The sequence below is a fragment of the Herbaspirillum lusitanum genome, assembly GCF_046025995.1.
In the GTDB taxonomy this organism is placed as follows: Bacteria; Pseudomonadota; Gammaproteobacteria; order Burkholderiales; family Burkholderiaceae_D; genus Herbaspirillum; species Herbaspirillum lusitanum_A.
In genome coordinates, this window is sequence record NZ_JAQQFM010000009.1 from 47,692 (window position 1) to 71,259 (window position 23,568).

Genomic DNA, 23,568 nt, shown 5'->3' on the forward strand with positions numbered 1-23,568 from the left:
GAGGTGTCAATAGACGCGCCGGAGGCGCTTTGATGCAGGTTTTTGAGCGCTTGATAACTTTCGCACTTACCCCTTATACTCCGAGGGTTTTATTATAAGAGACACACTCAGCCTATCAAATATTGGCGAGGTGCTAAATGGAGACAAGGGAATGGATATTAAAGCGCAACTGCTCGATTGCGCCGCGCCAACTGGCGCAGGTCTATGCATTACTCTGTGCGGTATCACTGACGGTCGCGTTGGTGTTCACACTGCGCGGCGCCTGGTACATCCTGATTTTTTCTGTTATTGAGCTGTCAGCGGTCGGACTGGCCTTTCTGGCCTATGCACGTCATGCAACCGACCGGGAATACGTCGCCTTCGGAGACGACTGCCTGCTGGTTGAAGTGACCCGGGCGGGCAAGGCGAGCCGATTTAAGCTGGACTTGCGCGGTGTGCGCGTCGATTTCCCTGAAAACCGGTGGAAGCTCATCGGGCTGGCCGGAACTGACGCGCGTGTCGAGGTGGGCCGGTTTTTGACCGAATGGAAGCGCCGCGAATTGGCGCTGGAGCTCCGCCAGGAGCTTGCATCCAGAACCAGTATTCAGTATTAGCAAAAAATTCTTATATTTTGGGCTTTTGAGGAAATCATGACACAAGCGAAGCGCCTTTCATCCTTGATCCTCGGTGCATCGCTGCTGGCGGCAGGCATGCCGTCCTGGGCAGTGGTGGACAGTCCCGGCGGCCCCGCCGTGTTGCAGATGAATTTCCAGCCGCCCGTCACCCAGATCGCAGAACAGATCTACGACCTGCATCACCTGATGCTGATCATCTGTCTGGTGATCTTCGTCGCCGTGTTCGGCGTCATGTTTTACTCCATCCTCAAGCATCGCAAATCACTGGGCCACAAGGCCTCCAGTTTCCACGAAAGCACCGGCGTTGAAATCGCCTGGACCGTGGTGCCCTTCCTGATCGTGATCGGCATGGCGCTGCCTGCCACCAAGACCGTGGTGGCGATGAAAGACACCTCCAACGCCGACCTCACCATCAAGGTCACCGGCATGCAGTGGAAGTGGGGTTACGATTATCTGAAGGGCGAAGGCGAGGGCATTTCCTTCCTTTCCAATCTGGCGACGCCGCGGGAACAGATCACCGACGGTTCGATCAAGAAGAACGACAACTATCTGCTGGAAGTCGACAATCCTGTGGTGGTGCCGGTCAACAAGAAGGTGCGCATCGTCACCACCGCCAATGACGTGATCCACTCGTGGACCATTCCCGCCTTCGGCATCAAGCAGGATGCGATTCCCGGCTTCGTGCGCGACACCTGGTTCAAGGCCGAAAAGATCGGTACCTATCGCGGCCAGTGCGTCGAATTGTGCGGCAAGGATCACGCCTTCATGCCCATCGTGGTGAACGTAGTCAGCGAAGCCGATTACAAGAAATGGGTCGACGAAAAGAAGAAGGAAATGGCGGCCAAGGCGGACGATCCGAACAAGGTCTGGACCATAGACGAACTCAAGCAGCGCGGCGAAAAAGTGTACACCGCCAATTGCGTGGTGTGCCACCAGGCCAACGGCAAGGGCGTGCCCGGCGCGTTTCCTGCGCTCGACGGCGACCCGGTCGTGAATGGCCCCAAGGCGCCGCAGATTCACACCGTGCTCAACGGCAAGAACGCCATGCCGGCCTGGAAGACGGTGCTCAACGACACCGAAATTGCCGCCGTCATCACCTATACGCGCAACAGCTGGTCCAACAAGCCGCAGGAAAACATTGTTCAGCCGACGGATGTTCTGGCTGGTCGCAAGTAATTGATTGGGAGATTGGAAATGAGTACAACTGCTGTCGATCACGGTCACGATCATTCTCACGATCATGCGCATGGACACGAACATGACCACCCGCATGGCTGGCGCCGCTGGCTGTTCGCCACCAATCACAAGGACATCGGTTCGCTGTATCTGTGGTTCTCGTTCACCATGCTGCTGTCGGGCGGTGTGCTGGCGCTGCTGATCCGCGCCGAGCTGTTCCATCCCGGCCTGCAGTTCTTCAAGCCGGAATTCTTCAATCAACTGACCACCATGCACGGCCTGGTGATGGTGTTCGGCGCCATCATGCCGGCCTTCGTCGGCTTCGCCAACTGGATGATCCCGCTGCAGATCGGCGCCTCCGACATGGCGTTTGCGCGCATGAACAACTTCTCGTTCTGGCTGCTGCCGCCGGCCGCGCTGCTGCTGGCCGGTTCTTTCCTGGTGCCGGGCGGCGCCACCGCTGCCGGCTGGACGCTGTATGCGCCGCTGTCCACCCAAATGGGCCCCGGCATGGACATGGCGATTTTCGCGATGCACATCATGGGCGCGTCGTCGATTATGGGATCGATCAACATCATCGTCACCATCCTCAACATGCGCGCGCCCGGCATGACGCTGATGAAGATGCCGATGTTCTGCTGGACCTGGCTGATCACCGCCTACCTGCTGATCGCCGTGATGCCGGTGCTGGCCGGCGCCATCACCATGACGCTGACCGACCGCCACTTCGGCACCTCGTTCTTCAACGCGGCCGGCGGCGGCGACCCGGTGATGTATCAGCACATCTTCTGGTTCTTCGGCCACCCCGAGGTCTACATCATGATCTTGCCGGCCTTCGGCATCGTCTCGCAGATCATTCCGGCCTTCGCGCGCAAGCCGCTGTTCGGTTATGCCTCGATGGTGTACGCGACCGCATCGATTGCGATCCTGTCCTTCATCGTCTGGGCGCATCACATGTTCACCACCGGCATGCCGGTGACGGCGCAGCTGTTCTTCATGTACGCCACCATGCTGATCGCGGTGCCGACCGGCGTCAAAATCTTCAACTGGATCGCTACCATGTGGCGCGGTTCGATGACCTTTGAAACGCCGATGCTGTTCTCGGTCGGCTTCATCTTCGTGTTCACCATGGGCGGCTTCACCGGCCTGATTCTGGCGGTCACGCCGATCGACATCCAGATGCAGGATACCTACTACGTGGTGGCGCACTTCCACTACGTGCTGGTGGCCGGTTCGCTGTTCGCGCTGTTCGCCGGTTTCTACTACTGGGGCCCGAAGTGGACCGGCTTCATGTACAGCGAAACACGCGGCAAGATCCACTTCTGGAATTCGCTGATCTGGTTCAACGTCACCTTCTTCCCTATGCACTTCCTCGGCCTGGCCGGCATGCCGCGCCGCTATGCCGACTATCCGGCGCAGTTCACCGACTTCAACATGCTGGCCACCATCGGCGCTTTCGGCTTCGGTCTGAGCCAGGTGTACTTCCTGTTCTTCGTGGTGATCCCGTCGATCAAGGGCGGCAAGCCGGCCGAAGCCAAACCGTGGGAAGGTGCTGAAGGCCTGGAATGGACAGTGCCGAGCCCGGCGCCATTCCACACCTTTGAAGAACCGCCGGTGCTGAAGTAATCAGCCCGATTTCCGTCGTCTCTGTTGGCTGTTCGGACTTAGTTTCAGGAGGGCGGGCTGCGGCCCGTCGGCTTATGACAGATCGCAAGAAACCTAACAACACTCGCACCGGCCTGCTGCTGGGCCTGGTGGCGCTGGCGTTCTTCGTCGGTATTTTCGTCAATCGCATCTGGTTCGCAAAATGAGCGATGCCGGCCACGAGGAGGGCGCAGAGCGCGGTCTGAACCGGGTGATGCTGCGCAAGCTGATCATCATTGCGGTGCTGATGTTCGGCTTCGGCTATGCGCTGGTGCCGGTGTATCGCAAGATTTGTGAAGTGACCGGCGTCAACTTCCTGACGCCGAAAGATGTGACGGTGGCAACGCCGACCAATTCGCAGGTCGACAAGAGCCGCACCATCACCGTCGAGTTCGACGGCAATGCCCAGGGGCCATGGCGTTTCCGGCCGACGGTGGCCACGCTGCAAGTGCATCCGGGCGAGATGACGCAGGTGATGTATGAAGTGGTGAATACGCAGGCGCGCAATGTCGATGCGCAGGCGATTCCGAGTTACGCGCCCCAGCAGTCGGCGGCCTTCTTCAAGAAAGTGGAATGTTTTTGCTTCACCCAGCAGACGCTGGGGCCGAATCAGGCCAAGCAGATGCCGGTGGTGTTCTACATCGATCCGGCCTTGCCCAAGGAGGTGACGACCATCACGCTGTCATACACCTTCTTTGAAATCGGCGGCAAGGACAAGAAGGCAAGCTGAACAGTACAGTCTGAGTCGGGACAGAGGCAGTCGGAGGATGGCGGCGATGAATGATCTGAAACGGGCAACGCAACGCAAGGCTTCTTTCGGCGCGACGATGAAGGCGGTGTTCTGGTCCTTCTTCGGCGTGCGCAAGAAAAGCGATTATGAGCAGGACGCGGCCAGATTGAATCCGGTCTACGTGCTGATCGCTGGCGTGCTGGGTGCGGCGATCTTCATCGCCGTGCTGATCACGATAGTGAAACTGGTGGTGGCGCAGCATTGAAGCGGCAAGGCGCGAGAGCAAGCCGGATCGTGATGCAGAGCAGTTTGGAAGAGCAGAGCAGCCAACAAGACAATTGAATTTTGTATCGGGAGATGCACATGAGTTCTCAACACGCCAAGACGCCGTACTACTTTGTTCCTGGGCCTTCCAGATGGCCGCTGCTGGCCGGCATTGCACTGCTGATCACCATGATCGGCGCCTCGGGCTGGGTCAACGGTTTGTCATGGGCGCCTTACGTCAACATCTTCGGCATTCTGATGGTGCTGACCGTGCTGTACTTCTGGTTCGGCGACGCCATCAAGGAGTCCGAATCCGGCCTCTACAGCGAGCGCATCGATCTCTCCTATCGCTGGAGCATGGGCTGGTTCATCTTCTCCGAGGTGATGTTCTTCGCCGCATTTTTCGGCGCCCTGTTTTACGCCCGCAGCATCAGCATGCCGTGGCTGGCCGATCTGGATCACAAGATTCTGTGGCCCGACTTCGCGGCGCACTGGGGCAATACCGGCCCGGCCGGTACGGTGGAATCGTTCAACGTGATGGGCCCGTTCCCGATTCCGACCATCAATACCGCCTTGCTGCTGACCTCGGGCGTGACGCTGACCATTTCGCACCATGCGTTGCGCGCCGGCCATCGTACCCAGACCGCAGTGTGGCTGTTTCTGACGGTCTTGCTGGGCGCGATCTTCATGGGCTTTCAGGCGTATGAATACATGCACGCCTACAGCGAGCTCAACCTCAAGCTGACGTCCGGCATCTACGGCTCGACCTTCTTCATGCTGACCGGGTTCCACGGCTTCCACGTGACGGTGGGCGCCATCATGCTGTCGGTGGTGCTGTATCGGGTTTTGCGCGGACACTTCACGCCCGAGCATCACTTCGCCTTCGAAGGCGCGGCCTGGTACTGGCACTTCGTCGACGTGGTGTGGCTGGGCTTGTATGTGGTCGTGTACTGGCTCTGATGCACGGGTGAGCTGGTGAGCTGAACAATGGCGCTTGCGCACATGAAAAAGCCGCACTTCGGTGCGGCTTTTTTACTTCTGAACAATGTCGGCCTCAGCGAATGCCGGTCGGCTGTATCCAGCCCAGTTTGTAGGCCAGCAACAGCAACAAGAACAGCGCCACCGAAAAACCGACGCGCATGGTCAGCGCCTGTACGGTACGATTGCTGCGGCCGCGATCGCGCATCAGGAAAAGCAGGGCCGAGGCAAGGCTGCCGATGATCAGTATGAAGGCGATGGCGACGATGATTTTCATGATGTTGGTGCGCCGTTGAGCTGGCCGCTGGTCTCCGTATCAAGTTAATTATTTGTGTAGTCTGGAGCGATTATTGTAATGCCAATCAGATTCCGTTTCGGCTGGATTCCGTTTTGCGCCACCGTGCTGGTGACGGCGGCGGGCGTGGCGCTGGGCCAGTGGCAAACGCATCGTGCGCAACAGAAACTGGAGATTCAGGCGCGCATGGACGAGCGTGAAACGGCGCCGCCGCTCACGAGCTTGCCGGCGAGCGCCGATGAGGCCGGCAAAGACGGGAGCGCGGGTTTTAATAGCCTGGAGTTTCGGCATGTACAACTCAGCGGCGAATATCTTCCCGGCTGGGCCAGCTATCTGGAAAACCGACCGTATAAAGGTGTGCCCGGCTTCTATGTGGTGATGCCGTTTAAAATAGCGGGCTCGGATCAGGTGGTGCTGGTGATGCGCGGCTGGTCGCCGCGCGATCCGACGGATCGGGCTAAAGTGCCGCAGGTGCCGACGCCCGCCGGCACGACGCAGATCGTGGGCGAGCTGCGGCAGGACGCCGGGCACGTGCTGCAACTGGGCCAGGCCGATGCGCCGAGGCCCGGTGCGATTCTGCAAAATCTGGATGTCGCCGCCTATGCGCAGGCCAGTGGTCTGCCGCTGGCGCCGTTCGTGATCGAGCAGGGCGGCAAGGACGTCGGCGATGCGCTGGTGCGCGACTGGCCCGCGCCTTCGCTCGGTATCGATCGTCATCGCGGTTATGCGCTGCAGTGGTATGCGCTGGCGGCGATGGCGCTGGTCTTTTTTGTTGTGACAGGATTCAGACGTGGACGCAAACCAGGACGCAATTAATTCCGCCGCGACGGCCGGCAGCAATCCGCAACGCCAGCGCCGCATCGGCCGCTGGAAAATGCTGCTGGTGGTGCTGGTCTGTGCGGCGCCGATGATCGCTTCGTATCTGACTTACTACGTGATCAAGCCGGAGGGGCGCAACAATTACGGCACGCTGATCGACCCGCGCGAGTATCCGATTCCCGATCTGGGCGCCACCGAGCTGGACGGCGATCCGGCCTCGCTGGCCAATCTCAAGGGCAAGTGGCTGATGGTGCAGGTGGACGGCGGCGACTGCAATGACGCCTGCAAGAAGAAATTGTTTACCATGCGCCAGCTGCGGCTGATGCAGGGCAAGGAAATGGAACGCATCGAGCGCGTCTGGCTGGTGAACGACAAGGCGCCGCTGGAAACCATGCTGATCCGCGAATACGACGGCATGGAAATGTTGCGTGTCGACGCGGCGAAGCTGAAAGCCTGGTTGCCGGTGGATGCCGGCACCACGGCTGCCGACCATATTTATCTGATCGATCCCCTGGGAAATCTGATGATGCGTTTCCCCAGGGATCCTGATCCGGGCAAGATGAAAAAAGACATCAGCAAGCTGCTGCGCGCGTCGGCCATCGGTTGATCTGCCGGCGCAGGCGCGTGCAGCGCACCAATGCTGGGAACATATCAAGGCAACAAGTGAATGTAAGGCGAAAGTAACAACGATGCTGCTCCAATTGGGAATCATGGGCGTACTGGTGGCGCTGATACCGCTCACGCTGGTCTGGGTTTCGGCGGACGCCAACAAATACCGGAAACTGGTCTGGGTGACGCTGTTCCTCACTTTCGACCTGATCATGTTCGGCGCCTTCACGCGCCTGACCGACTCCGGTCTCGGCTGTCCGGACTGGCCGGGTTGCTACGGTCATTCCAATCCCTTGCTGGCGCATGAACACATCAACGCGGCACAAGAGGCGATGCCGACCGGGCCGGTGACCTGGGGCAAGGCCTGGATCGAAATGACGCATCGCTATGTAGCGATGGCGGTGGGCGTGCTGATCATCATTCTGATGGTGATTGCATGGCGGCGCTGGATCAAGTCCGGCCGCACCGATCGCAACTTCCGGCCGTGGTTTCCGACTGCCTTGTTCCTGTTCGTCTGCCTGCAGGGCGCGTTCGGCGCCTGGACCGTGACCATGAAACTGCAGCCGGTGATTGTCACGATCCATTTGCTGCTCGGCCTGACGCTGCTGGCAATGCTGGTCTGGCTGGGGGCGCGACAGAATGAACATGTGCCGGTGTCGGCACTGGGGCGCAAGCTGACCGGACCGGCCACGCTGGCCTTTGTGCTGCTGGTGATACAGATTGCGCTGGGCGGCTGGGTCAGTACCAACTACGCGGCGCTGGCCTGTGAGGACTTTCCGCTGTGCCACGGCAAAGTGGTGCCGGAGATGGATTTCGCCAATGGTTTTTCCTTGTGGCGACACTTGGGCATGACGGCCGACGGCGATTTTCTGCCGTTCCCGGCGCTGACCGCGATTCACTGGGTGCACCGCAGTTTTGCCTTCGTGGTGATCGCCGTGGTGGCCTGGGTGGCGCATAAGGCGCTCAAGGATCCGGGGCTGCGCAAGACCGGGCGCTGGCTGCTGATCGTGATCGCGCTGCAACTGGCAACCGGGCTGGCCACCATCTATCTGGACTGGCCGCTGGCGATTGCTGTGGTGCACAACGGCGGTGCGGCCTTACTGGTGTCATTGCTGGTCATGTTAAACTACAAGGCTCGATACGCCACGCCTGTCGCCGCCGGTATCGCCCGTATTGCCACGATACCCGCCCGCGACGCGCAAAAAGCCTGACATGACCACTTTGACTGCACAACCGAACCGCATCGCCCAGTACTGGGCTCTGACCAAACCCCGCGTCACTCAGTTGGCGGTGTTTTGCGCGGTGATCGGCATGCTGCTGTCTTCCCCGGATGTCCCTGACTGGCGCCGTCTGGTGTGCGCGACCATCGGCATCTGGCTGCTGGCCGGCGCCGCATTTGCCATCAATTGCCTGGTCGAGCGCGAAATCGATTCGCGGATGGCGCGCACCGCCCGCCGTCCGATGGCGCGCGGTGAAATCACCGTAACGCAGACGCTGGTTTTCTCCGGCGTGATCGGCGGACTCGGCATGTGGGTGCTGTACGCGCTGGTCAATCCCTTGACCATGTGGCTGACCTTCGCCACCTTCGTCGGCTACGCCATCATCTACACCATCATTTTGAAACCGGCGACGCCGCAGAACATCGTGATCGGCGGTCTGGCCGGCGCCATGCCGCCGGCGCTGGGCTGGGCGGCGATGGCCAACGACGTGCCGATGCAAGCCTGGCTTCTGGTGCTGATCATCTTCATCTGGACCCCGCCGCATTTCTGGGCGCTGGCGCTGTACCGCCGCGACGATTACGCCAAATCCGGTCTGCCGATGCTGCCTATCACACACGGCATGAAGGTGACCCAGCAGCACATCATGCTGTACAGCATTGCCTTGTTCGCCACCAGCCTGCTGCCGTTCGCGGTCGGCATGAGCGGCCTGATTTATCTGGCTGCCGCCGTGGTGCTGGGCCTGATTTTCCTGTGGCATTCCTGGCGCATCTATCGGCATTACACCGATCTGATCGCGCGCAAGGCCTTCGCCTATTCCATCGTCTATCTGTCGCTGCTGTTCGCGGTGCTGCTGGTCGATCATTATTTCCTGTTCCGCTCCTTCTGATCTTTCTGATGAAACGTCTCCTGTCTATCTTGTTGCTGGCGGCCACCGCCACGCTGCTGCAAGCCTGCGGCGGCAAGCCGGAACTGAAATTCAACAACACCGACGTCACCGGCCTCGGCTACGCCAGGGATTTCGCGCTGACCGATCACACCGGCAAGCCGCGCACGCTGGCTGATTTCAAGGGCAAGGTGGTGGTCATGTTCTTCGGCTACACGCAATGTCCGGACGTCTGCCCGACCACCATGGTGGAAATGGCGAATGTCATGAAGGATCTCGGCCCGCAGGCGGACAAGGTGCAGGTGCTGTTCGTGACCGTCGATCCTGAGCGTGATACGCAGGAGATTCTGTCGCAATATGTACCGGCCTTCGACAAGCGCTTCCTCGGCCTGTACGGTGATCAGGCGGCGACCGAGAAGGTCGCCAAGGAATTCAAGGTCTTCTATCAGAAGGTGCCGGGCAAGACGCCGGGCAGCTATACGATGGATCACACCGCCGGCAGCTATGTGTTCGATCCGGAAGGACATATCCGGCTATTCATCAAGCATGGCCAGGGCGCGGAGCCATTGGCGCAGGACATCAAGCTGCTGCTGTCCTGATCAGACTCTTTCACCCAGTCCGGCTAATGAAGAAAGGCGCTCGTTTGAGCGCCTTTCTTCTTCCTGCCTTCAGATTCTGATCCGACTTCGCTGCTGGATCAGAGAGGCTGCTTCAGCCTATCAGGTATAAGCCTGCAGAGCGGTCTTCATCTTCTTCAAGGCGACTGCCTCGATCTGACGAATACGTTCCGCCGATACGCCGAACTCATCGGCCAGTTCGTGCAAGGTCGCGCCCGAACCGTCGTCGTTGGCCAGCCAGCGCGCTTCCACGATGCGACGCGAGCGATCATCCAGCTTGCTCAACGCCGCTTCCAGCCCTTCCGACTGCATGCGGTCGTATTGTTTGGCTTCCATCACGCGGGTCGGCTCGCTGTTGTCCGAGGACAGATAGGCAATCGGAGCGAACTTGTCGTCTTCGTCGTCCGTCGGCGCTTCCAGCGCGACATCGCGACCCGACAGCCGGGTTTCCATCTCGATCACTTCTTCACGCTTGACGTTCAAGGTCTTGGCCAATGCGTCGACCTGAGTCGGCGTCATGGCGTCCAGACCTGTCTTGTGGCTGCGCAGATTGAAGAACAGCTTGCGCTGCGCCTTGGTCGTCGCGACCTTGACCAGACGCCAGTTCTTCAGGATGTACTCATGCATCTCGGCCTTGACCCAGTGCATCGCATACGACACCAGACGCACGTTCTGATCCGGATCGAAGCGTTTGACCGCCTTCATCAGACCGATATTGCCTTCCTGAATCAGATCGGCGTGCGGCAAGCCGTAACCGAGGTAGCCGCGCGCGATCGATACGACCAGGCGTAAGTGCGACAACACCAGCTTTTGGGCGGCGCCCAGATCATTCTTTTCGCGCAGATTGCGGGCCAGCGACACTTCTTCTTCCTGAGTCAGCATCGGCAGGCGATTGACCGCCGAGATATAGGCGTCGATGTTGCCCAGAGTGCCCGAAAAACCGAGCGCGAGAGCGTTGGCCTCGACCGGCATGATTGCAGATTGTGCAGACGCTTTCATTGTTTCTCCTTGTCCCTTAAATGAGGGCGCGATGGGTAAATTTAAGCAATTGCCAAAACTTGTGCATTACTGGAGCATTTCTATCGGGTATTTTAGCACTCCATCCCAGTGAGTGCTAATTGCATGTTTGGAAGACGATGATAGGGTTGCTCTATTGCATTTGTATTAATAATTGCTTTCATCGCTAAACATTAGAATTGGTATGGGGATGAAAGTTGCTGCGGCAAGTCAAAAAGCTGTAACAAATTTTGCAGTGCGCCAGATTGTTTGCCGGAAAGGAAGGATTAGGCGCTAATGCATGGCATTAGCACCTCAGCAACAGCGGAGCATTCCGCCGGTTTGCCTCTTTTCCGTGAAATCAGCTCAGCCGCGCCAGATGGCGCTTGACCGACAGCATCGCACCGAACAGGCCGAGCAGGGCGCTGACCGCCAGCAAAGTCAGGATCGCCCAGGCGCTGGGCGGCGCCAGACGGAATTCCGAGGCATACAGCCGGGCGAACTCGGCAATCGCCGTGTTCAGCGGCTGCTGCGCCAGGATCACCAGTCCCAGCGCGACCGCGCCGGCGCACAGCCCGAGCAGCGCACCTGTGTAATAGAACGGCCGATGGATGAAGGAATTGGTCGCGCCCAGCAGGCGCGATACTTCGATTTCCTCGCGCTGCGTCATGACTTGCAGGCGGATCGTGTTGAACACCACCGCTACCACTACCGCGCCCAGCGTGACGCCCAGGAACAGCAGCACCAGCCGCAGAATCCGTAGCAGCGCCGCCAGCCGCTTGACCCAGGCCGAATCGATCTGCACCGTATCCACATTGGGCTGTGCCTTCAGCTTTTGCGCCAGATCATCGACCAGGCCGGCGTTCATGGCGTTCTGCAGGCCCGGCAAGCGCAGCACGAAGCTGTCCGGCAGCGGGTTGGCGCCAAGGGTGGCCAGCACGTCGGTCAGGCCGGTCTTGTTCTTGAGCGCTTCAAAGGCCTTCTCGCGCGGGATGAATTCAACTTTGCCGACGCTGTCGCTCTCCTTCAGCGCCTTCTGAATGGCGGCGGCCATGGCTTGCGAATTCTCGCGAGTGGCCTCCATCTTCATGAAAATGCTGATCTCCGGCTCGACCGACATCTGATCCGAGATCGGCCGCACGTTTTCCAGCACCGACAGGCCGGAAAACGGCAGCGCCAGCGCAATCGACACCACCAGTACGTTCAATACGAAGTTGCCGGGCGAGCGCATCAGATGGTTGAAGGCATCTGCCAGCGCAAAGAAATGTTGACGCAACCAGTTCATGGCGATACCTCCACCGGATTGGCGACGCCGTTGTGCCAGCCGTCGACGATGCGGCCGCGGTCCAGATAGACGATGCGGTCGGCGCCGGTCAGATATTGCTCGTCATGGGTGGAAATCAGGCAGGTCACGCCGACGCCGTGAAACGACTTCAGCGCGGCCAGCACCTTGTTGGCGTTGGCGCGATCTAGGTTGGCGGTCGGTTCGTCGGCCAGAATGATTTGCGGGCGGTTGACGATGGCGCGCGCAATCGCCACGCGCTGCTGTTCGCCGCCCGAGAGTTCCTGCGGCTCGGAGTTGGCCTTGTCCAGCAGATCGACCTTGTCGAGCGCGGCGCGGGCGCGTTTCTCTGCATCCGGGCGCGAAGAGCCGGTGACGATCAGCGGCAGCATCACATTGGCCAGCAGATTACGGTCCTGCAACAGACGCTGCTGTTGAAAGATCAGGCCCAGATTGCGGCGCAGATAGGGCAGGCCGGACGACTTGATGGCATTGATGCTCTGACCATTGACGCTGAGTGTGCCGGCGGTCGGACGCTCCATGGCGGCGATCATTTTCAGCAGGGTCGACTTGCCGGCGCCGGACGGACCGGCCAGAAACAGCAGTTCGCCTTTGCTCACCGAAAGGCTGACGTCGCGTAGCGCATAGACGTCGCGTGAATATTGTTTGGATACCCTGGAGAATTCAATCATCGAGATGTGTGCCGGATCGCCTTGTTATATGTATTCCTGCAAGAGGGATGTCTTTACGGAGCTGTCTTGATCATCTTGCGTTCCGCCGCTGCGTGGCCTGCGCCAGCGCGATGATGGCGGCGATGCGTTGCTGCGCCACGCTGCTGCGGGTCCAGCAATCCGAGCAGTTTGCCAGAGCCAGCCGGTGCGTCAAGCCGTGCGCGTCCAGCGTGCCGAGTTGCTGCAGGCTGCTCAGACCCAGTGCTTCCAGCCGGCGCAGGATGCCGGCGCCGACGCCGGGCAATGCGCACAGCTGGCGCCGTTCCTCTTCACAAAATACAGAAAGACCGGCGGCGCTGTGCATGGCTTCAGCTAAGTTCAGCTCAACAGCGCATCGACAAATTCGGTCGCGTTGAAGGGCTGCAGGTCTTCGATCTGTTCGCCCACGCCGATGAAGTAGAGCGGCACCGGCCGCGTCTTGGCGATCGCGGCCAGAATCCCGCCCTTGGCGGTACCATCCAGCTTGGTCACCACCAGCCCGGTCAGGCCCAGCGCATCATCGAAGGCCTTGACCTGCGCCAGCGCGTTCTGGCCGGTGTTGCCGTCGATCACCAGCAGCACTTCGTGCGGCGCCGTGGCCATGCCTTTGGCGATCACCCGCTTGACCTTCTTCAGCTCGTCCATCAGATGCAATTGCGTCGGCAGGCGGCCGGCGGTGTCGATCATCACGATGTTGATGCCGCGCGCCTGCGCCGAATGCACGGCGTCGAAGGCCACTGCAGCCGGGTCGCCCGATTCCTGCGAGATCACGCTGACATTGTTGCGCTCGCCCCAGATCGTCAGCTGTTCGCGCGCGGCGGCGCGGAAGGTGTCGCCGGCGGCCAGCAGCACGGTTTGCTGATGCGCCTGCAAATGCTTGGCCAGCTTGCCGATGGTGGTGGTCTTGCCGACGCCGTTGACGCCGGCAATCATCATCACCATGGTCTTTTCGCGGCCGAGCACCAGCGGCTGTTGCAAAGGTTGCAAGAGTTCGATCAACAGTGCGCGCAAGGCGGTGCGCACCTGCGATGCTTCGGTCAGGCGTTCGTCCTTGACCTTTTTCTTGAGCGCGTTCAGCAGCCATTGCGTGGCTTCGACGCCGGCATCCGATACCAGCAAGGCCGATTCCAGCTCTTCGTAGAGCTCATCGTCGATGCGTGCGCCGATGAACAGCGTGGTCAGGTTGGTGGAGGTCTTGGTCAGGCCGCTTTTGAGGCGCGACAGCCAGGAGCGTTTGGCCTCCGGCGAGGGCGGCGGCGCCTGCACGATTTCTACGGTGTCGGGCGGCTCCGGCGTTTCCGCTAAGGCTGCTTGCGCTTCCGGCGTGGCTTGGGCCGGCGGTGTCGCAAGCACTGGCGGTGCCACCGGAGCGGGATCAGATGCAGGGGCCGCTGGCGGGACGGGAACAGCTTGAGCCGCAAGCTGCTGCGGTTCGACTGGCGCTGCCGGTGTGTCCGGCTTGGGTTTTTTCTTGAAGAAACTAAACATCGGATGCTGGATTGGACTCGGTTGGCGGATGGCGCGGATCGGCGCAGCAGCGGGGGAATGGTTCAAGTCAGGCCGGGCGTGCACGCAGACAAGCGCATTGGACAGGTTACAATTGCCCATCCACAAGGCCGGCGTTGCTGCAGGCGCCCAGGCTAAACAATCCCGCATTTTATCAGAGCACAGCGAATGAAATTGAAGATCAGAGCAATCCTGTCGATGGGGCTTTTCGGCCTCTGCACTGCACTGGCCCACGCCGCCCCGGCGCAGGAGTTCACGCTCAAGAACGGCATGAAGCTGATCGTCAAGGAAGACCACAGGGCGCCGACTGCGGTGCAGATGGTCTGGTACAAGGTCGGCTCGATCGACGAAATCAACGGCACCACCGGCATTTCGCATGCGCTGGAACACATGATGTTCAAGGGCACGAAGAAGCATAAGGTTGGCGAATTCAGCCGTCTGGTGGCCGAAATGGGCGGCAACGAAAACGCCTTCACCAGCAAGGACTACACCGCCTACTTCCAGCAGATCGAGACCTCGCGGCTGGAAGCGGTGATGGCGCTGGAAGCGGACCGCATGGCCAATCTGCAATTCGACGCCGGCGAGTTCGCCAAGGAAATCCGGGTCGTGATGGAAGAACGCCGCTGGCGCACCGACGACCAGCCCATGGGCATGCTGGACGAGGCGCTCAACGCCGCCGCCTTCGTTGCCCATCCTTACCATCATCCGGTGGTCGGCTGGATGGACGATCTGGAACACATGAACATTCAGGACATCGCCGCCTGGTATCGCAAATGGTATGCGCCGAACAACGCGACCATGGTGGTGGCCGGCGATGTCGATGCCCAGCGCGTGCTGGCCATGGCCAACAAGTATTTCGGCAAGATTGCCTCGCATGCCCTGCCGCAGTCCAAGCCGCAGACCGAGCCAAAGCAGGACGGCATGCGACGGGTCACGGTCAAGGCGCCGGCTGAAAATCCTTATGTGGTGCTGGCCTACAAGGTGCCGGCCCTGCGTGATGTGGAAAAGGATCAGGACGCTTACGCGCTCGATGTGCTGTCCGGCGTGCTGGACGGCTACGACAACGCGCGTCTGAATGCGCGTCTGGTGCGCACCGGCAAGCTGGCCACCAGCGTCGGCGCCAGCTACAGCGGCATTGCACGCGGTCCGGTGCTGTTCACGCTGGAAGGTGCGCCGAGCGCCGGCACCACCACGGCGCAACTCGAAGATCTGCTGCGCGCCGAAGTCAGACGGATTGCCGATGAAGGCGTGTCGCCGCAGGAATTGCAACGGGTCAAGACGCAGCTGATCGCCTCCCAGGTCTACAAGCGCGACTCGGTGATGGGGCAGGCCATGGAAATCGGCGTGATGGAAATGACCGGCGTCGGCCAGAAGAACATCGATCGCATCATCGACAGGCTCAAGGCGGTGACGCCGGAGCAGGTGCAGGCGGTTGCCAAAAAGTATTTCAATGACGACAACCTGACCGCCGCCACGCTGGTGCCGCTGCCGCTGAACGGCAAGAAACTGGCGCCGCCGCCCGGTATGCTGCACTGATCGTCGACGCTTTTCTGCTGTTCTTCCCGGAGGAAACATGCCAGTCATCGTCGTTGCCAACCCCAAGGGCGGCGTGGGCAAGAGCACTTTGTCCACCAACCTGGCCGGTTATTTTGCCAATCGCGGCCACGCTGTGTTGCTGGGCGATATCGATCGCCAGCAGTCGGCGCGTGCATGGCTGAATATCAGGCCGTCGGCGGCGCCTGCGATTGCCACCTGGGAGGTCAGTGAAGACCACATCGCCAAACCGCCCAAGGGCACCAGCCATGTGGTGCTGGATACGCCGGCCGGCTTGCACGGCTGGCGCCTGAACGATGCTCTGAAGCTGGCCGACAAGGTGCTGGTGCCGCTGCAGCCGTCGATCTTCGACATCCTGGCGACCCAGGATTTTCTGCGCCGGCTGGCTGAAGAAAAGGCCGTGCGGCAGGGTGAGATCGATGTCGGCATCGTCGGCATGCGGGTTGACGCACGTACCCGTTCAGCGGAGCAGTTGCATCGCTTTATTGAAGGCCTGAATCTGCCGGTGCTGGGCTATTTGCGCGACACCCAGAATTACGTGCAGCTTGCCGCGCACGGATTGACGCTGTGGGACATTGCAGTGTCGCGCGTGCAGCGCGATCTGGATCAATGGCAGCCGATTCTCGACTGGGTCGATAAGGCGCCGGTCAAGCTTGATCATTGAATTCTCCCGGATGTGCCGGGCGGCGGCATCCTCGTGATCGCCACCGGCACATCTCTAATCTGTATAGATGCATATGAAAAAATATTTTGTCGCAATCGCCGTTTTTGCCGGCGTCCTGAGTGCTGCAGCGCCGGCCCAGGCCGCGCTCAACATCGAATCCTGGAGTCTGCCGAATGGCGCGCGGGTGCTGTTCGTTTCCAATCATGCTATCCCGATGCTGGATGTCAGCGTGCAATTCGATGCCGGCGAGCGACGCGATCCGCAGGGCAAGGCCGGTCTGGCCGCACTGACCAATGTCATGCTCACGCACGGCGTGGCGGCTGAGGGCAGTGCGCCGGCGCTGAGCGAGGCGCAGATTCTGGACGGCTTTGCCGACGTCGCCGCAGAGCGCGGCGGCGGTGCCGGCGATGACCGCGCCGGCGTCAGCCTGCGCAGCTTGTCGTCGCTGACCGAACGGCAGACTGCGTTGAGCCTGCTGGCGCGTGTGCTGTCGCAACCGAGCTTCCCGCAGGCCGCCCTCGAGCGCGACAAGGCGCTGGCGATTTCCGATATCCGCGAGGCCGAAACCAAGCCTGAAGCGATTGCCGAAAAGGCCTTCATGGCGGCGTTGTACGGCAAGCATCCTTACGCCTTCAGCGCCAGCGAAGCCTCAGTGCAAGCCATCACCCGCGATGATCTGGTGAACTTTCATCGTCAGTACTACGTCGCCAATCGCGCCGTGATCGCCATGATCGGCGACCTCACCCGCGCCGAGGCCGATGCCATTGCGCGTCAACTGACGGCCGCTCTGCCGCAGGGCGCGCCCTTGCCGGCGCTGCCGGAAGTGAGTTTGCCGGCGGCCAGCGAACAGCGCATTGCGCACCCGGCGTCGCAGTCGCACATTCTGATCGGCCTGCCGGCATTGAAGCGCGGCGATCCGGATTTCTTCCCCTTGACCGTGGGCAACTACATTCTGGGCGGCGGCGGTTTTGCCTCGCGTCTGACCAATGAAGTGCGCGAAAAGCGCGCGCTGACTTACGGCGTCTACAGCGGCTTCTCGCCGATGGCGCAGCCGGGGCCGTTCCAGATCGGCCTGCAGACCAAGAAGGAGCAGACCCAGCAAGCCTTGCAGGTGGTGCGCGACACGCTGAACAAGTATCTGAACGAAGGCCCGACGCGCGATGAGCTGAAAGGCGCCAAGGACAATCTGATCGGCGGCTTTGCGCTGCGCATCGACAACAATCGCAAGATTCTGGAAAACATGGCGGTGATCGGCTACTACGGCTTGCCGCTGGATTATCTGGATCACTGGACCGAGCAGGTGGCCAAGGTCAGCGTGGCGGATATCCGCGCCGCCTTCAAGCGTCATGTGCTGGTCGATCGCATGGCCACCGTGATCGTTGGTGCGCCCGGCGAAGAGGCTGCACCCGAAGGCGGCACAGCAGGTTCAGCCGCAACTACAGCCGCATCTAAGGCAACAACCAAGGCGACGTCAAAATGAGGTCGCAGATGAGCAGGCAAGAAATCGAGCGTTCCGTGAAAGAACAGAAGGACGCCTCCCCAAAGTCCGGCGCCAAGAGCGGCGGCGCCAAAACCGCCAAGGACACTGCGTCGAAGAACGGCCCGCAGCAGGTGCGCATCATCGGCGGCCAATGGAAACGCACGCCGTTGCCGGTGCTCAACGCTGAAGGTTTGCGGCCGACGCCGGATCGCGTGCGCGAAACGGTATTCAACTGGCTGACGCATTTGCTGGACGGCGACTGGGATGGCGTGAACTGCCTCGATCTGTTTGCCGGCACCGGCGCGCTCGGCTTCGAAGCCGCCAGCCGCGGCGCGCGTCAGGTGATCATGGTCGAGCAGCACACGCCGGCGTTGCGCCAGCTTGAAACCGTGCGCGAAAAACTCAAGGCCGATGCGGTGCTGGTGCAGCGCGGCGATGCCTACGCGATCGCCCGCAATCTGACGCTGCGCAGCGGCAATCCGGGTTTTCAGCTGATCTTTGTCGACCCGCCCTATCAGCAGGAATGGCTGCCCAGGATCTTGCCGCTCTGCGCGCAATTGCTGGCGCCGGCAGGGCTGGTCTATGCCGAGGCCGAATACCCGCTGGACGGCGAGGACGCGCCGGCCTGGATGGAAGACTGGCAAGTGTTGCGCGCCGACAAGGCCGGGATGGTGTTCTACCATTTATTGCAACGCAAGAGCGCCCCGCAAATTCAGGCATAATGCGCGTTCTGATTGAATTGCTGGTGAGGAGACACCGATGGTGACAGCTGTTTATCCAGGAACATTCGATCCGTTGACGCGGGGCCATGAAGACCTGGTCCGCCGCGCTTCCGGGTTGTTTGACAAGTTGGTGGTCGGCGTAGCGGATAGCAAAAACAAGAAACCGTTTTTCTCGCTCGAAGAGCGTTTGTCGATCGCTAACGAAGTACTGGGGCATTATCCGAACGTACAGGTGGAAAGTTTTTCCGGGCTGTTGAAGGACTTCGTGCGGCAAAACAATGCGCGCGTGATTGTGCGCGGTCTGCGCGCGGTGTCCGACTTTGAATACGAATTTCAGATGGCCGGCATGAACCGCTATCTGTTGCCGGACGTCGAAACCTTGTTTCTTACGCCGTCGGATCAATATCAGTTCATATCGGGCACGATCGTGCGCGAGATCGCCTTGCTGGGCGGTGATGTGTCCAAGTTCGTGTTCCCTTCGGTCGAAAAGTGGCTGAAGGAAAAAATGAGCAAGATCGCAAGCGAATGAGGGCTGCCCGGTGCCGATCACGGCATCGGCAGCTGAATACAATGTGGCGTGAACAAGTAATCTGAAGCAGGGCAAGTTCTTTGCAGGGATGGCGGGAATGAAAGTTTTGGCGTGGGTGCCGCAGGCGGTCAGCAACGTAGCCGGCAAGGCATTCGCAAAGGAGGTCGTATGGCATTGATGATCACCGACGATTGCATCAATTGCGACGTGTGCGAACCGGAGTGTCCGAACGAGGCGATTTACATGGGGCCCCTGATCTATGAGATCGACCCCGGTAAATGCACCGAATGCGTCGGCCACTTCAATGAGCCGCAGTGTCAGCAGGTGTGCCCGGTCAGTTGCATTCCCTTCGATCCGGCCTGGCGCGAAAGCCCGGAACAATTGATGAGCAAGTACGAGAAACTGCAGGCCGAGAGCAAGACAGTCTGATTTCTCGTTTCGTAGCAGCGCCCGTTCCATAAGCCGGCATCGCCGGCTTTTTTCATGGCGCGCGCATTTTCGTTAAAACCTCATCGACGAGCCTCGCTGAATTTGCGCAGATTGCGATGCGCGCGCGATACGCCGGAGCTGATAGCGGCTATTGCCAGCCCGCAATGCCGTTCGCGCATGCATCGATAAAAATGAAAGACGTCTCTGCCAGCCTGCGGGCTCGTCAAAGACCATGCTGCTTATGCGCGGCTGATTTTCTGCTGATTGAAATGTGAATGCGTTGCCGACCACGCGTCGGCGCCCGCCAGATTGGACTTATGCAACACCTACCCAAGCCCGCCGTGGGCGCCTTGCTGCTCAACACGACCATCTGGGGATTGTCGTGGACCGCCTTCAAATCGCTGCAGGCCATGGGCATCCATCCGCTGTGGTCGACTGCCGCCATCTTCATCTGCTGTTCGTTGTGGCTGCTGCTGATCAAGCGCAATGTGCTGCGCGAGATGCGCGGCCATCCCGAGCTGCTGTACGTCGCGCTGGCGGCGGGCGCGGCCAACAGCTGCTTCAATGGTGCGATCGCCTTTGGCGACGTGGTGCGCGTGATTCTGCTGTTTTATCTGATGCCGATCTGGACCGTGATTCTGGCGCGCCTCATGCTGCACGAGCCGGTCACGCCACGCGCGCTGGCACGCATCGCCGTGTGCCTGTGCGGTGCGATGATCGTGTTGTACCGTCCGGAACTGGGTGTGCCGCTGCCGCACAGCATCTCGGATTGGGCGGCGGTGCTCGGCGGGTTGGCGCTGGCAGTCAACAACGTGCTGCTGCGCCGCTTGCATGGCGTTTCTGACAGCGTGCGCGCCATCGCCATGCTGGGCGGCGGCGCGACGCTGGCGACCTTGCTGGGCGTGTTGTGCGCGGGCTTCGGCATGATTGACTGGCCGTTGCAGGTGCCGTCGGCGGCATGGCCGATTCTGGGGCTGTGGTCGGTGCTGTTTCTGATTTCCAACCTGGCGATGCAATACGGCGTCTCGCGCCTGCCGGCCAATATCACGGCGGTGCTGATGCTGATCGAGATTCTGATCGCCACCTTCTCGGCATGGCTGCTGGGCGCTGCAGAATTGCGGCCGCAGGATCTGATCGGCGGTGTGCTGATCATTGCCACGCCGTGGCTGATCCGGGACAAACGGCCGCAAGCGGCGACGGCCTGAGCAATGAGCTGATCAATAGAGAACGCCGGCCGGCGCCAGGCTCAGGCCTGTTGCGGTGTGAGCGCTTCGCTGCCGGGAATGGCCAGCATCACGCGATTGCGTCCGCTTTCCTTGGCCTGATACAAGGCCTGGTCGGCCTGTTTCAACAGCGTCTGTTTCAGATCTTCCGCCGAGCGTGTGCGATCCGGCGGGGTCAGCGCGGCGGCGCCGATGGAGGCGGTGATCAGCAAGCCGCCTTCCGCGCCTTCGATGGTGATAGACGAATTGCAAATGCCGGCGCGGATGCGTTCAGCGATGCGGGCGGCGTCTTCCAGCGTGGCATGCGTCAGCAGCACCACGAATTCTTCGCCGCCGAAACGGCCCAGCGCGTCCGACAGGCGCAACTCGCGCTTGATGCGCAGCGCCACTTCACGCAAGACATCGTCGCCGCTCTGATGGCCGTACTGATCGTTGACGCGCTTGAAGTGGTCGATGTCGATGAACAGACAGGACAGCGAGGAACGTTCGCGTTGACCGCGCGCCACCTCTTCATACAGACGCTGCTCGATGTAGCGACGGTTGTTGACGCCGGTCAGCGGATCGGTCAGGCCGATGTGCTTGAGGCGCTCGTTGTTGATCACGTTTTCCAGGCAGATCGCCACCACTGTCGCCAGGCGGCGGATGAAGTCGGTCGCCATTTGCGGCGTAAAGCGTTCGGCATGGGCGCTGCCCAGCGACAGATAACCGAGCAGGCGATTCTGGCGCGTCAGCGGCAGAATGGCGACGCTGGCCGGCAGGTAATGCGGAAACAGGGGCGCGTGAGTCGCCGCCTGATATTCACCCAGATACGGTTGTTCCGGATGTTCGCTGGCGGGTAAGCCTATCCTGGCCGGCAGAAACAGCAGGTTGCGGAACTCCAGCAGGCCGATCTGCAGATCGCGCAGGATGCGCTGGATCGCGTAGTCCTGATCCAGCAGCGACAGCGTCACGCATTCCAGGTTGAAGGTGCCGGGCATGGCCACCAGCATGGTTTCGATCAGCTCGCGGAATTCGCTGGCGCTGATCAGCTGCAGGTCGAAAGCCTGATGGCGTTCGATGATGGATTGATTGATGTGCGCCTGTTCCAGCAAGTCTTGCAATTCAGATCGCAATTGCTGATTATCAGCCAGCAGAATTTCTGTTTCGACAGCGGATGTCATATGCATTACCGGTCCTGCAACCGGCCCTCCCCCGATTTAAAACCAATCCGAATTCCGATGTTCGCGATGCCGCGATTATTCCTGTGCAGTCGATACGCGCTTGTCAAAGCCTGTCGCGTTCGTTGCACGGCCATGTCACCCCTGACATGTCATCGCCCTTGCTGCGCCATCTATGTACAGACATTTGCGTCTGTACATCTTCTGCGTGTCATGCGCCAGGCATGCACCGATCGTGCGTCAATGGCGAGCCGTCTGACCAGTTTCAGCGTACGCAGCTTAACAGGCGCATATGACGTGCCTGCAACACGCAAGATTTGTTCCATTGTGCAGTCACTATCCTTGCCGCATTCCTCCGATCAGGCGCGCTTTTGGGTATGAGTTTGAAGTCCGCTTCAGACCTGAGCGAAGAAACGCTCACCCATTTCTTCCAGCCCCAGCGTGCGCAGGACTTCCTGCAAGCGCTCGCCCGGCTTGCGGCGCGGCAGGTCGCGATACTGCGCGATGATCAGCTCGTTTTTCATCGAATGTTCCCAGCCCACCAGCTCGGTCACGCTGACCTTGTAGCCGTGCGCTTCCAGTTGCAGGCAGCGCAGCACATTGGTGACCTGGCTGCCGAATTCGCGCGTATGCAGCGGATGGCGCCAGATTTCGGTGAGCGAATTGGCGAGCGACTTGCCCTTGTTGCGGTTCAATACCGACGCCACTTCGGCCTGGCAGCACGGCACCAGCACGATGAATTGCGCCTGCTTCTTCAGAGCGAAATGAATCGCGTCGTCGGTCGCGGTGTCGCAAGCGTGCAGCGCCGTGACGACGTCGATCCTGGCCGGCAGCAGATCCGACTCGGTCGAATCTGCTACCGAGAGATTGAGGAAAGACATGCCCGGGAAGTTGAGCTGCGTGGCCAGCGCCTGTGACTTTTGCACCAGCTCTTCACGCGTCTCGATGCCGTAGATGCGCGGCGCACCGTCGAGCGCCTTGAAGAACAGGTCGTACAGAATGAAGCCCAGATAGGACTTGCCGGCGCCGTGATCGACCAGGCTGATGTCGGGATGATGCTGGCGCACCTCCTGCAGCAGCGGCTCGATGAACTGATACAGGTGATACACCTGTTTGAGTTTGCGGCGGCTGTCCTGATTCAACTTGCCGTCGCGCGTCAGGATGTGCAGCTCCTTGAGCAGTTCTATCGATTGGCCGGGACGGATTTCAGAGGCCAGCGCATTCGCCTGGCCATCGTCTTTTTCCTTGCCCTTGTTTTTTCGCTGCCCCGAGGGGCGTTCGCTCGTCTTGCTCATATGCTTGCTGCGGGATCGGTTGGAGCGCGCGCCGTGTTATCTGCGCTGCGACTCGGGATTGACTGCATCCGGCGCCGGATTTGAAAGCCGGCGAGTGAATGGGGGAAGAGCGCGATTTTACCAGCGGATGGCGAGACGCGGCGGCCGCTGCGCCTGCGCCCCTGGCGTTGAG

At 60.4% G+C, this 23,568-nt stretch carries 27 protein-coding genes; 19 read left to right on the forward strand and 8 right to left on the reverse strand.

From position 1 onward, the window contains the following. Positions 1–137 precede the first annotated feature (137 nt). The 7 genes from PQR62_RS19835 (at position 138) to PQR62_RS19865 (ending at position 5,388) form a co-directional block, all read left to right on the forward strand. Entirely contained in the window at positions 138–593 is a 456-nt protein-coding gene (locus PQR62_RS19835) for a DUF2244 domain-containing protein (protein ID WP_408159752.1), read from the forward strand. Positions 594–629: 36 nt separating this feature from the next. Continuing rightward, positions 630–1,790 (forward strand): cytochrome c oxidase subunit II, encoded by a 1,161-nt coding sequence (gene coxB / locus PQR62_RS19840; RefSeq protein ID WP_408159753.1) that lies wholly within the window; start codon positions 630–632, stop codon positions 1,788–1,790. Positions 1,791–1,808: 18 nt separating this feature from the next. Then, positions 1,809–3,416 carry a cytochrome c oxidase subunit I gene (gene ctaD, locus PQR62_RS19845; protein WP_408159754.1) on the forward strand — a complete coding sequence of 536 codons (1,608 nt, stop codon included), beginning with the start codon at positions 1,809–1,811 and terminating at the stop codon, positions 3,414–3,416. A 74-nt stretch (positions 3,417–3,490) separates the two neighbouring features. Then, positions 3,491–3,601 carry a cytochrome oxidase small assembly protein gene (locus tag PQR62_RS19850; protein ID WP_408159755.1) on the forward strand — a complete coding sequence of 37 codons (111 nt, stop codon included), beginning with the start codon at positions 3,491–3,493 and terminating at the stop codon, positions 3,599–3,601. Continuing rightward, a complete protein-coding gene (locus tag PQR62_RS19855; RefSeq protein ID WP_408159756.1) occupies positions 3,598–4,164 on the forward strand; it encodes a cytochrome c oxidase assembly protein in 567 nt (188 codons plus the stop codon). The genes PQR62_RS19850 and PQR62_RS19855 overlap by 4 nt, the downstream gene beginning before the upstream one ends. Positions 4,165–4,210: 46 nt before the next feature. After that, positions 4,211–4,429 (forward strand): DUF2970 domain-containing protein, encoded by a 219-nt coding sequence (locus PQR62_RS19860; protein ID WP_408159757.1) that lies wholly within the window; start codon positions 4,211–4,213, stop codon positions 4,427–4,429. Positions 4,430–4,527: 98 nt separating this feature from the next. Next, positions 4,528–5,388 carry a cytochrome c oxidase subunit 3 gene (locus PQR62_RS19865; RefSeq protein ID WP_408159758.1) on the forward strand — a complete coding sequence of 287 codons (861 nt, stop codon included), beginning with the start codon at positions 4,528–4,530 and terminating at the stop codon, positions 5,386–5,388. A gap of 94 nt (positions 5,389–5,482) precedes the next feature. On the opposite strand, the gene PQR62_RS19870 is transcribed toward PQR62_RS19865, so the two are convergent. Then, on the reverse strand, positions 5,483–5,683 hold the full coding sequence (locus tag PQR62_RS19870; RefSeq protein WP_408159759.1) for a twin transmembrane helix small protein: 201 nt from the start codon (positions 5,681–5,683) through the stop codon (positions 5,483–5,485). A 78-nt stretch (positions 5,684–5,761) separates the two neighbouring features. Here PQR62_RS19870 and PQR62_RS19875 point away from each other — a divergent pair, with 78 nt between their 5' ends. From PQR62_RS19875 to PQR62_RS19895, 5 genes are all read left to right on the forward strand, one after another. After that, entirely contained in the window at positions 5,762–6,517 is a 756-nt protein-coding gene (locus PQR62_RS19875) for an SURF1 family protein (protein ID WP_408159760.1), read from the forward strand. Then, positions 6,513–7,127 (forward strand): redox-active disulfide-containing membrane protein, encoded by a 615-nt coding sequence (locus PQR62_RS19880; protein ID WP_494410468.1) that lies wholly within the window; start codon positions 6,513–6,515, stop codon positions 7,125–7,127. Before PQR62_RS19875 ends, PQR62_RS19880 begins: the two co-directional genes overlap by 5 nt. A gap of 82 nt (positions 7,128–7,209) precedes the next feature. Then, positions 7,210–8,340, forward strand: coding sequence for a COX15/CtaA family protein (locus PQR62_RS19885; RefSeq protein ID WP_408159761.1), 1,131 nt, complete (start codon positions 7,210–7,212; stop codon positions 8,338–8,340). A 1-nt stretch (position 8,341) separates the two neighbouring features. Continuing rightward, positions 8,342–9,235, forward strand: coding sequence for a heme o synthase (gene cyoE, locus PQR62_RS19890; RefSeq protein WP_408159762.1), 894 nt, complete (start codon positions 8,342–8,344; stop codon positions 9,233–9,235). 8 nt (positions 9,236–9,243) lie between these two features. After that, a complete protein-coding gene (locus tag PQR62_RS19895) occupies positions 9,244–9,831 on the forward strand; it encodes an SCO family protein (protein WP_408159763.1) in 588 nt (195 codons plus the stop codon). A gap of 120 nt (positions 9,832–9,951) precedes the next feature. On the opposite strand, the gene rpoH is transcribed toward PQR62_RS19895, so the two are convergent. The 5 genes from rpoH to ftsY form a co-directional block, all read right to left on the reverse strand. Next, entirely contained in the window at positions 9,952–10,848 is an 897-nt protein-coding gene (gene rpoH, locus PQR62_RS19900) for an RNA polymerase sigma factor RpoH (protein ID WP_408159764.1), read from the reverse strand. 358 nt (positions 10,849–11,206) lie between these two features. Next, on the reverse strand, positions 11,207–12,130 hold the full coding sequence (gene ftsX, locus PQR62_RS19905; protein WP_408159765.1) for a permease-like cell division protein FtsX: 924 nt from the start codon (positions 12,128–12,130) through the stop codon (positions 11,207–11,209). Beyond that, the gene (locus PQR62_RS19910) at positions 12,127–12,819 is read right to left on the reverse strand and encodes a cell division ATP-binding protein FtsE (RefSeq protein WP_408159767.1); all 693 of its coding nucleotides are present in this window, start codon (positions 12,817–12,819) and stop codon (positions 12,127–12,129) included. Before PQR62_RS19910 ends, ftsX begins: the two co-directional genes overlap by 4 nt. A 70-nt stretch (positions 12,820–12,889) precedes the next feature. Further along, positions 12,890–13,162, reverse strand: a complete 273-nt coding sequence (locus PQR62_RS19915) for a helix-hairpin-helix domain-containing protein (RefSeq protein ID WP_408159768.1) — start codon at positions 13,160–13,162, stop codon at positions 12,890–12,892. A 14-nt stretch (positions 13,163–13,176) separates the two neighbouring features. Beyond that, complete coding sequence (gene ftsY / locus PQR62_RS19920; RefSeq protein ID WP_408159769.1) at positions 13,177–14,325, reverse strand: signal recognition particle-docking protein FtsY; 1,149 nt, start codon at positions 14,323–14,325, stop codon at positions 13,177–13,179. A gap of 186 nt (positions 14,326–14,511) precedes the next feature. Here ftsY and PQR62_RS19925 point away from each other — a divergent pair, with 186 nt between their 5' ends. The 7 genes from PQR62_RS19925 (at position 14,512) to PQR62_RS19955 (ending at position 20,926) form a co-directional block, all read left to right on the forward strand. Continuing rightward, a complete protein-coding gene (locus tag PQR62_RS19925) occupies positions 14,512–15,879 on the forward strand; it encodes a M16 family metallopeptidase (protein ID WP_408159770.1) in 1,368 nt (455 codons plus the stop codon). A 37-nt stretch (positions 15,880–15,916) separates the two neighbouring features. Continuing rightward, positions 15,917–16,561 (forward strand): nucleotide-binding protein, encoded by a 645-nt coding sequence (locus PQR62_RS19930; protein ID WP_408159771.1) that lies wholly within the window; start codon positions 15,917–15,919, stop codon positions 16,559–16,561. 73 nt (positions 16,562–16,634) lie between these two features. Further along, positions 16,635–18,041 (forward strand): M16 family metallopeptidase, encoded by a 1,407-nt coding sequence (locus PQR62_RS19935; protein WP_408159773.1) that lies wholly within the window; start codon positions 16,635–16,637, stop codon positions 18,039–18,041. An 8-nt stretch (positions 18,042–18,049) separates the two neighbouring features. Beyond that, positions 18,050–18,763, forward strand: coding sequence for a 16S rRNA (guanine(966)-N(2))-methyltransferase RsmD (gene rsmD, locus PQR62_RS19940; RefSeq protein ID WP_408159774.1), 714 nt, complete (start codon positions 18,050–18,052; stop codon positions 18,761–18,763). Between the two features lie 37 nt (positions 18,764–18,800). After that, the gene (coaD, locus tag PQR62_RS19945) at positions 18,801–19,292 is read left to right on the forward strand and encodes a pantetheine-phosphate adenylyltransferase (protein WP_408159775.1); all 492 of its coding nucleotides are present in this window, start codon (positions 18,801–18,803) and stop codon (positions 19,290–19,292) included. 168 nt (positions 19,293–19,460) lie between these two features. After that, a complete protein-coding gene (locus PQR62_RS19950) occupies positions 19,461–19,721 on the forward strand; it encodes a YfhL family 4Fe-4S dicluster ferredoxin (RefSeq protein ID WP_408159776.1) in 261 nt (86 codons plus the stop codon). Positions 19,722–20,038: 317 nt separating this feature from the next. Beyond that, complete coding sequence (locus PQR62_RS19955) at positions 20,039–20,926, forward strand: DMT family transporter (protein ID WP_408159777.1); 888 nt, start codon at positions 20,039–20,041, stop codon at positions 20,924–20,926. 41 nt (positions 20,927–20,967) lie between these two features. Here the strand turns inward: PQR62_RS19955 and PQR62_RS19960 are convergent, their stop codons facing one another. Both PQR62_RS19960 and PQR62_RS19965 read right to left on the reverse strand, forming a co-directional pair. Next, a complete protein-coding gene (locus PQR62_RS19960; RefSeq protein WP_408159961.1) occupies positions 20,968–22,104 on the reverse strand; it encodes a GGDEF domain-containing protein in 1,137 nt (378 codons plus the stop codon). Positions 22,105–22,496: 392 nt separating this feature from the next. Further along, positions 22,497–23,396 (reverse strand): class I SAM-dependent methyltransferase, encoded by a 900-nt coding sequence (locus tag PQR62_RS19965; protein ID WP_408159778.1) that lies wholly within the window; start codon positions 23,394–23,396, stop codon positions 22,497–22,499. Between the last annotated feature and the right edge of the window lie 172 nt (positions 23,397–23,568).

What these genes read in the sequence shown, in the direction of transcription:
- PQR62_RS19925 (WP_408159770.1), top strand. Translation starts at nt 14,512, where the DNA reads ATGAAATTGAAGATCAGAGCAATCCTGTCGATGGGGCTTTTCGGCCTC.
- PQR62_RS19960 (WP_408159961.1), bottom strand. Translation starts at nt 22,104, where the DNA reads ATGACATCCGCTGTCGAAACAGAAATTCTGCTGGCTGATAATCAGCAA.
- PQR62_RS19885 (WP_408159761.1), top strand. Translation starts at nt 7,210, where the DNA reads ATGCTGCTCCAATTGGGAATCATGGGCGTACTGGTGGCGCTGATACCG.
- ftsX (WP_408159765.1), bottom strand. Translation starts at nt 12,130, where the DNA reads ATGAACTGGTTGCGTCAACATTTCTTTGCGCTGGCAGATGCCTTCAAC.
- rsmD (WP_408159774.1), top strand. Translation starts at nt 18,050, where the DNA reads ATGAGCAGGCAAGAAATCGAGCGTTCCGTGAAAGAACAGAAGGACGCC.
- PQR62_RS19855 (WP_408159756.1), top strand. Translation starts at nt 3,598, where the DNA reads ATGAGCGATGCCGGCCACGAGGAGGGCGCAGAGCGCGGTCTGAACCGG.
- PQR62_RS19835 (WP_408159752.1), top strand. Translation starts at nt 138, where the DNA reads ATGGAGACAAGGGAATGGATATTAAAGCGCAACTGCTCGATTGCGCCG.
- cyoE (WP_408159762.1), top strand. Translation starts at nt 8,342, where the DNA reads ATGACCACTTTGACTGCACAACCGAACCGCATCGCCCAGTACTGGGCT.
- PQR62_RS19915 (WP_408159768.1), bottom strand. Translation starts at nt 13,162, where the DNA reads ATGCACAGCGCCGCCGGTCTTTCTGTATTTTGTGAAGAGGAACGGCGC.
- rpoH (WP_408159764.1), bottom strand. Translation starts at nt 10,848, where the DNA reads ATGAAAGCGTCTGCACAATCTGCAATCATGCCGGTCGAGGCCAACGCT.
- PQR62_RS19910 (WP_408159767.1), bottom strand. Translation starts at nt 12,819, where the DNA reads ATGATTGAATTCTCCAGGGTATCCAAACAATATTCACGCGACGTCTAT.
- coxB (WP_408159753.1), top strand. Translation starts at nt 630, where the DNA reads ATGACACAAGCGAAGCGCCTTTCATCCTTGATCCTCGGTGCATCGCTG.
- ftsY (WP_408159769.1), bottom strand. Translation starts at nt 14,325, where the DNA reads ATGTTTAGTTTCTTCAAGAAAAAACCCAAGCCGGACACACCGGCAGCG.
- PQR62_RS19965 (WP_408159778.1), bottom strand. Translation starts at nt 23,396, where the DNA reads ATGAGCAAGACGAGCGAACGCCCCTCGGGGCAGCGAAAAAACAAGGGC.
- PQR62_RS19865 (WP_408159758.1), top strand. Translation starts at nt 4,528, where the DNA reads ATGAGTTCTCAACACGCCAAGACGCCGTACTACTTTGTTCCTGGGCCT.
- PQR62_RS19955 (WP_408159777.1), top strand. Translation starts at nt 20,039, where the DNA reads ATGCAACACCTACCCAAGCCCGCCGTGGGCGCCTTGCTGCTCAACACG.
- PQR62_RS19935 (WP_408159773.1), top strand. Translation starts at nt 16,635, where the DNA reads ATGAAAAAATATTTTGTCGCAATCGCCGTTTTTGCCGGCGTCCTGAGT.
- PQR62_RS19850 (WP_408159755.1), top strand. Translation starts at nt 3,491, where the DNA reads ATGACAGATCGCAAGAAACCTAACAACACTCGCACCGGCCTGCTGCTG.
- PQR62_RS19875 (WP_408159760.1), top strand. Translation starts at nt 5,762, where the DNA reads ATGCCAATCAGATTCCGTTTCGGCTGGATTCCGTTTTGCGCCACCGTG.
- PQR62_RS19930 (WP_408159771.1), top strand. Translation starts at nt 15,917, where the DNA reads ATGCCAGTCATCGTCGTTGCCAACCCCAAGGGCGGCGTGGGCAAGAGC.
- PQR62_RS19950 (WP_408159776.1), top strand. Translation starts at nt 19,461, where the DNA reads ATGGCATTGATGATCACCGACGATTGCATCAATTGCGACGTGTGCGAA.
- PQR62_RS19860 (WP_408159757.1), top strand. Translation starts at nt 4,211, where the DNA reads ATGAATGATCTGAAACGGGCAACGCAACGCAAGGCTTCTTTCGGCGCG.
- coaD (WP_408159775.1), top strand. Translation starts at nt 18,801, where the DNA reads ATGGTGACAGCTGTTTATCCAGGAACATTCGATCCGTTGACGCGGGGC.
- ctaD (WP_408159754.1), top strand. Translation starts at nt 1,809, where the DNA reads ATGAGTACAACTGCTGTCGATCACGGTCACGATCATTCTCACGATCAT.
- PQR62_RS19895 (WP_408159763.1), top strand. Translation starts at nt 9,244, where the DNA reads ATGAAACGTCTCCTGTCTATCTTGTTGCTGGCGGCCACCGCCACGCTG.
- PQR62_RS19870 (WP_408159759.1), bottom strand. Translation starts at nt 5,683, where the DNA reads ATGAAAATCATCGTCGCCATCGCCTTCATACTGATCATCGGCAGCCTT.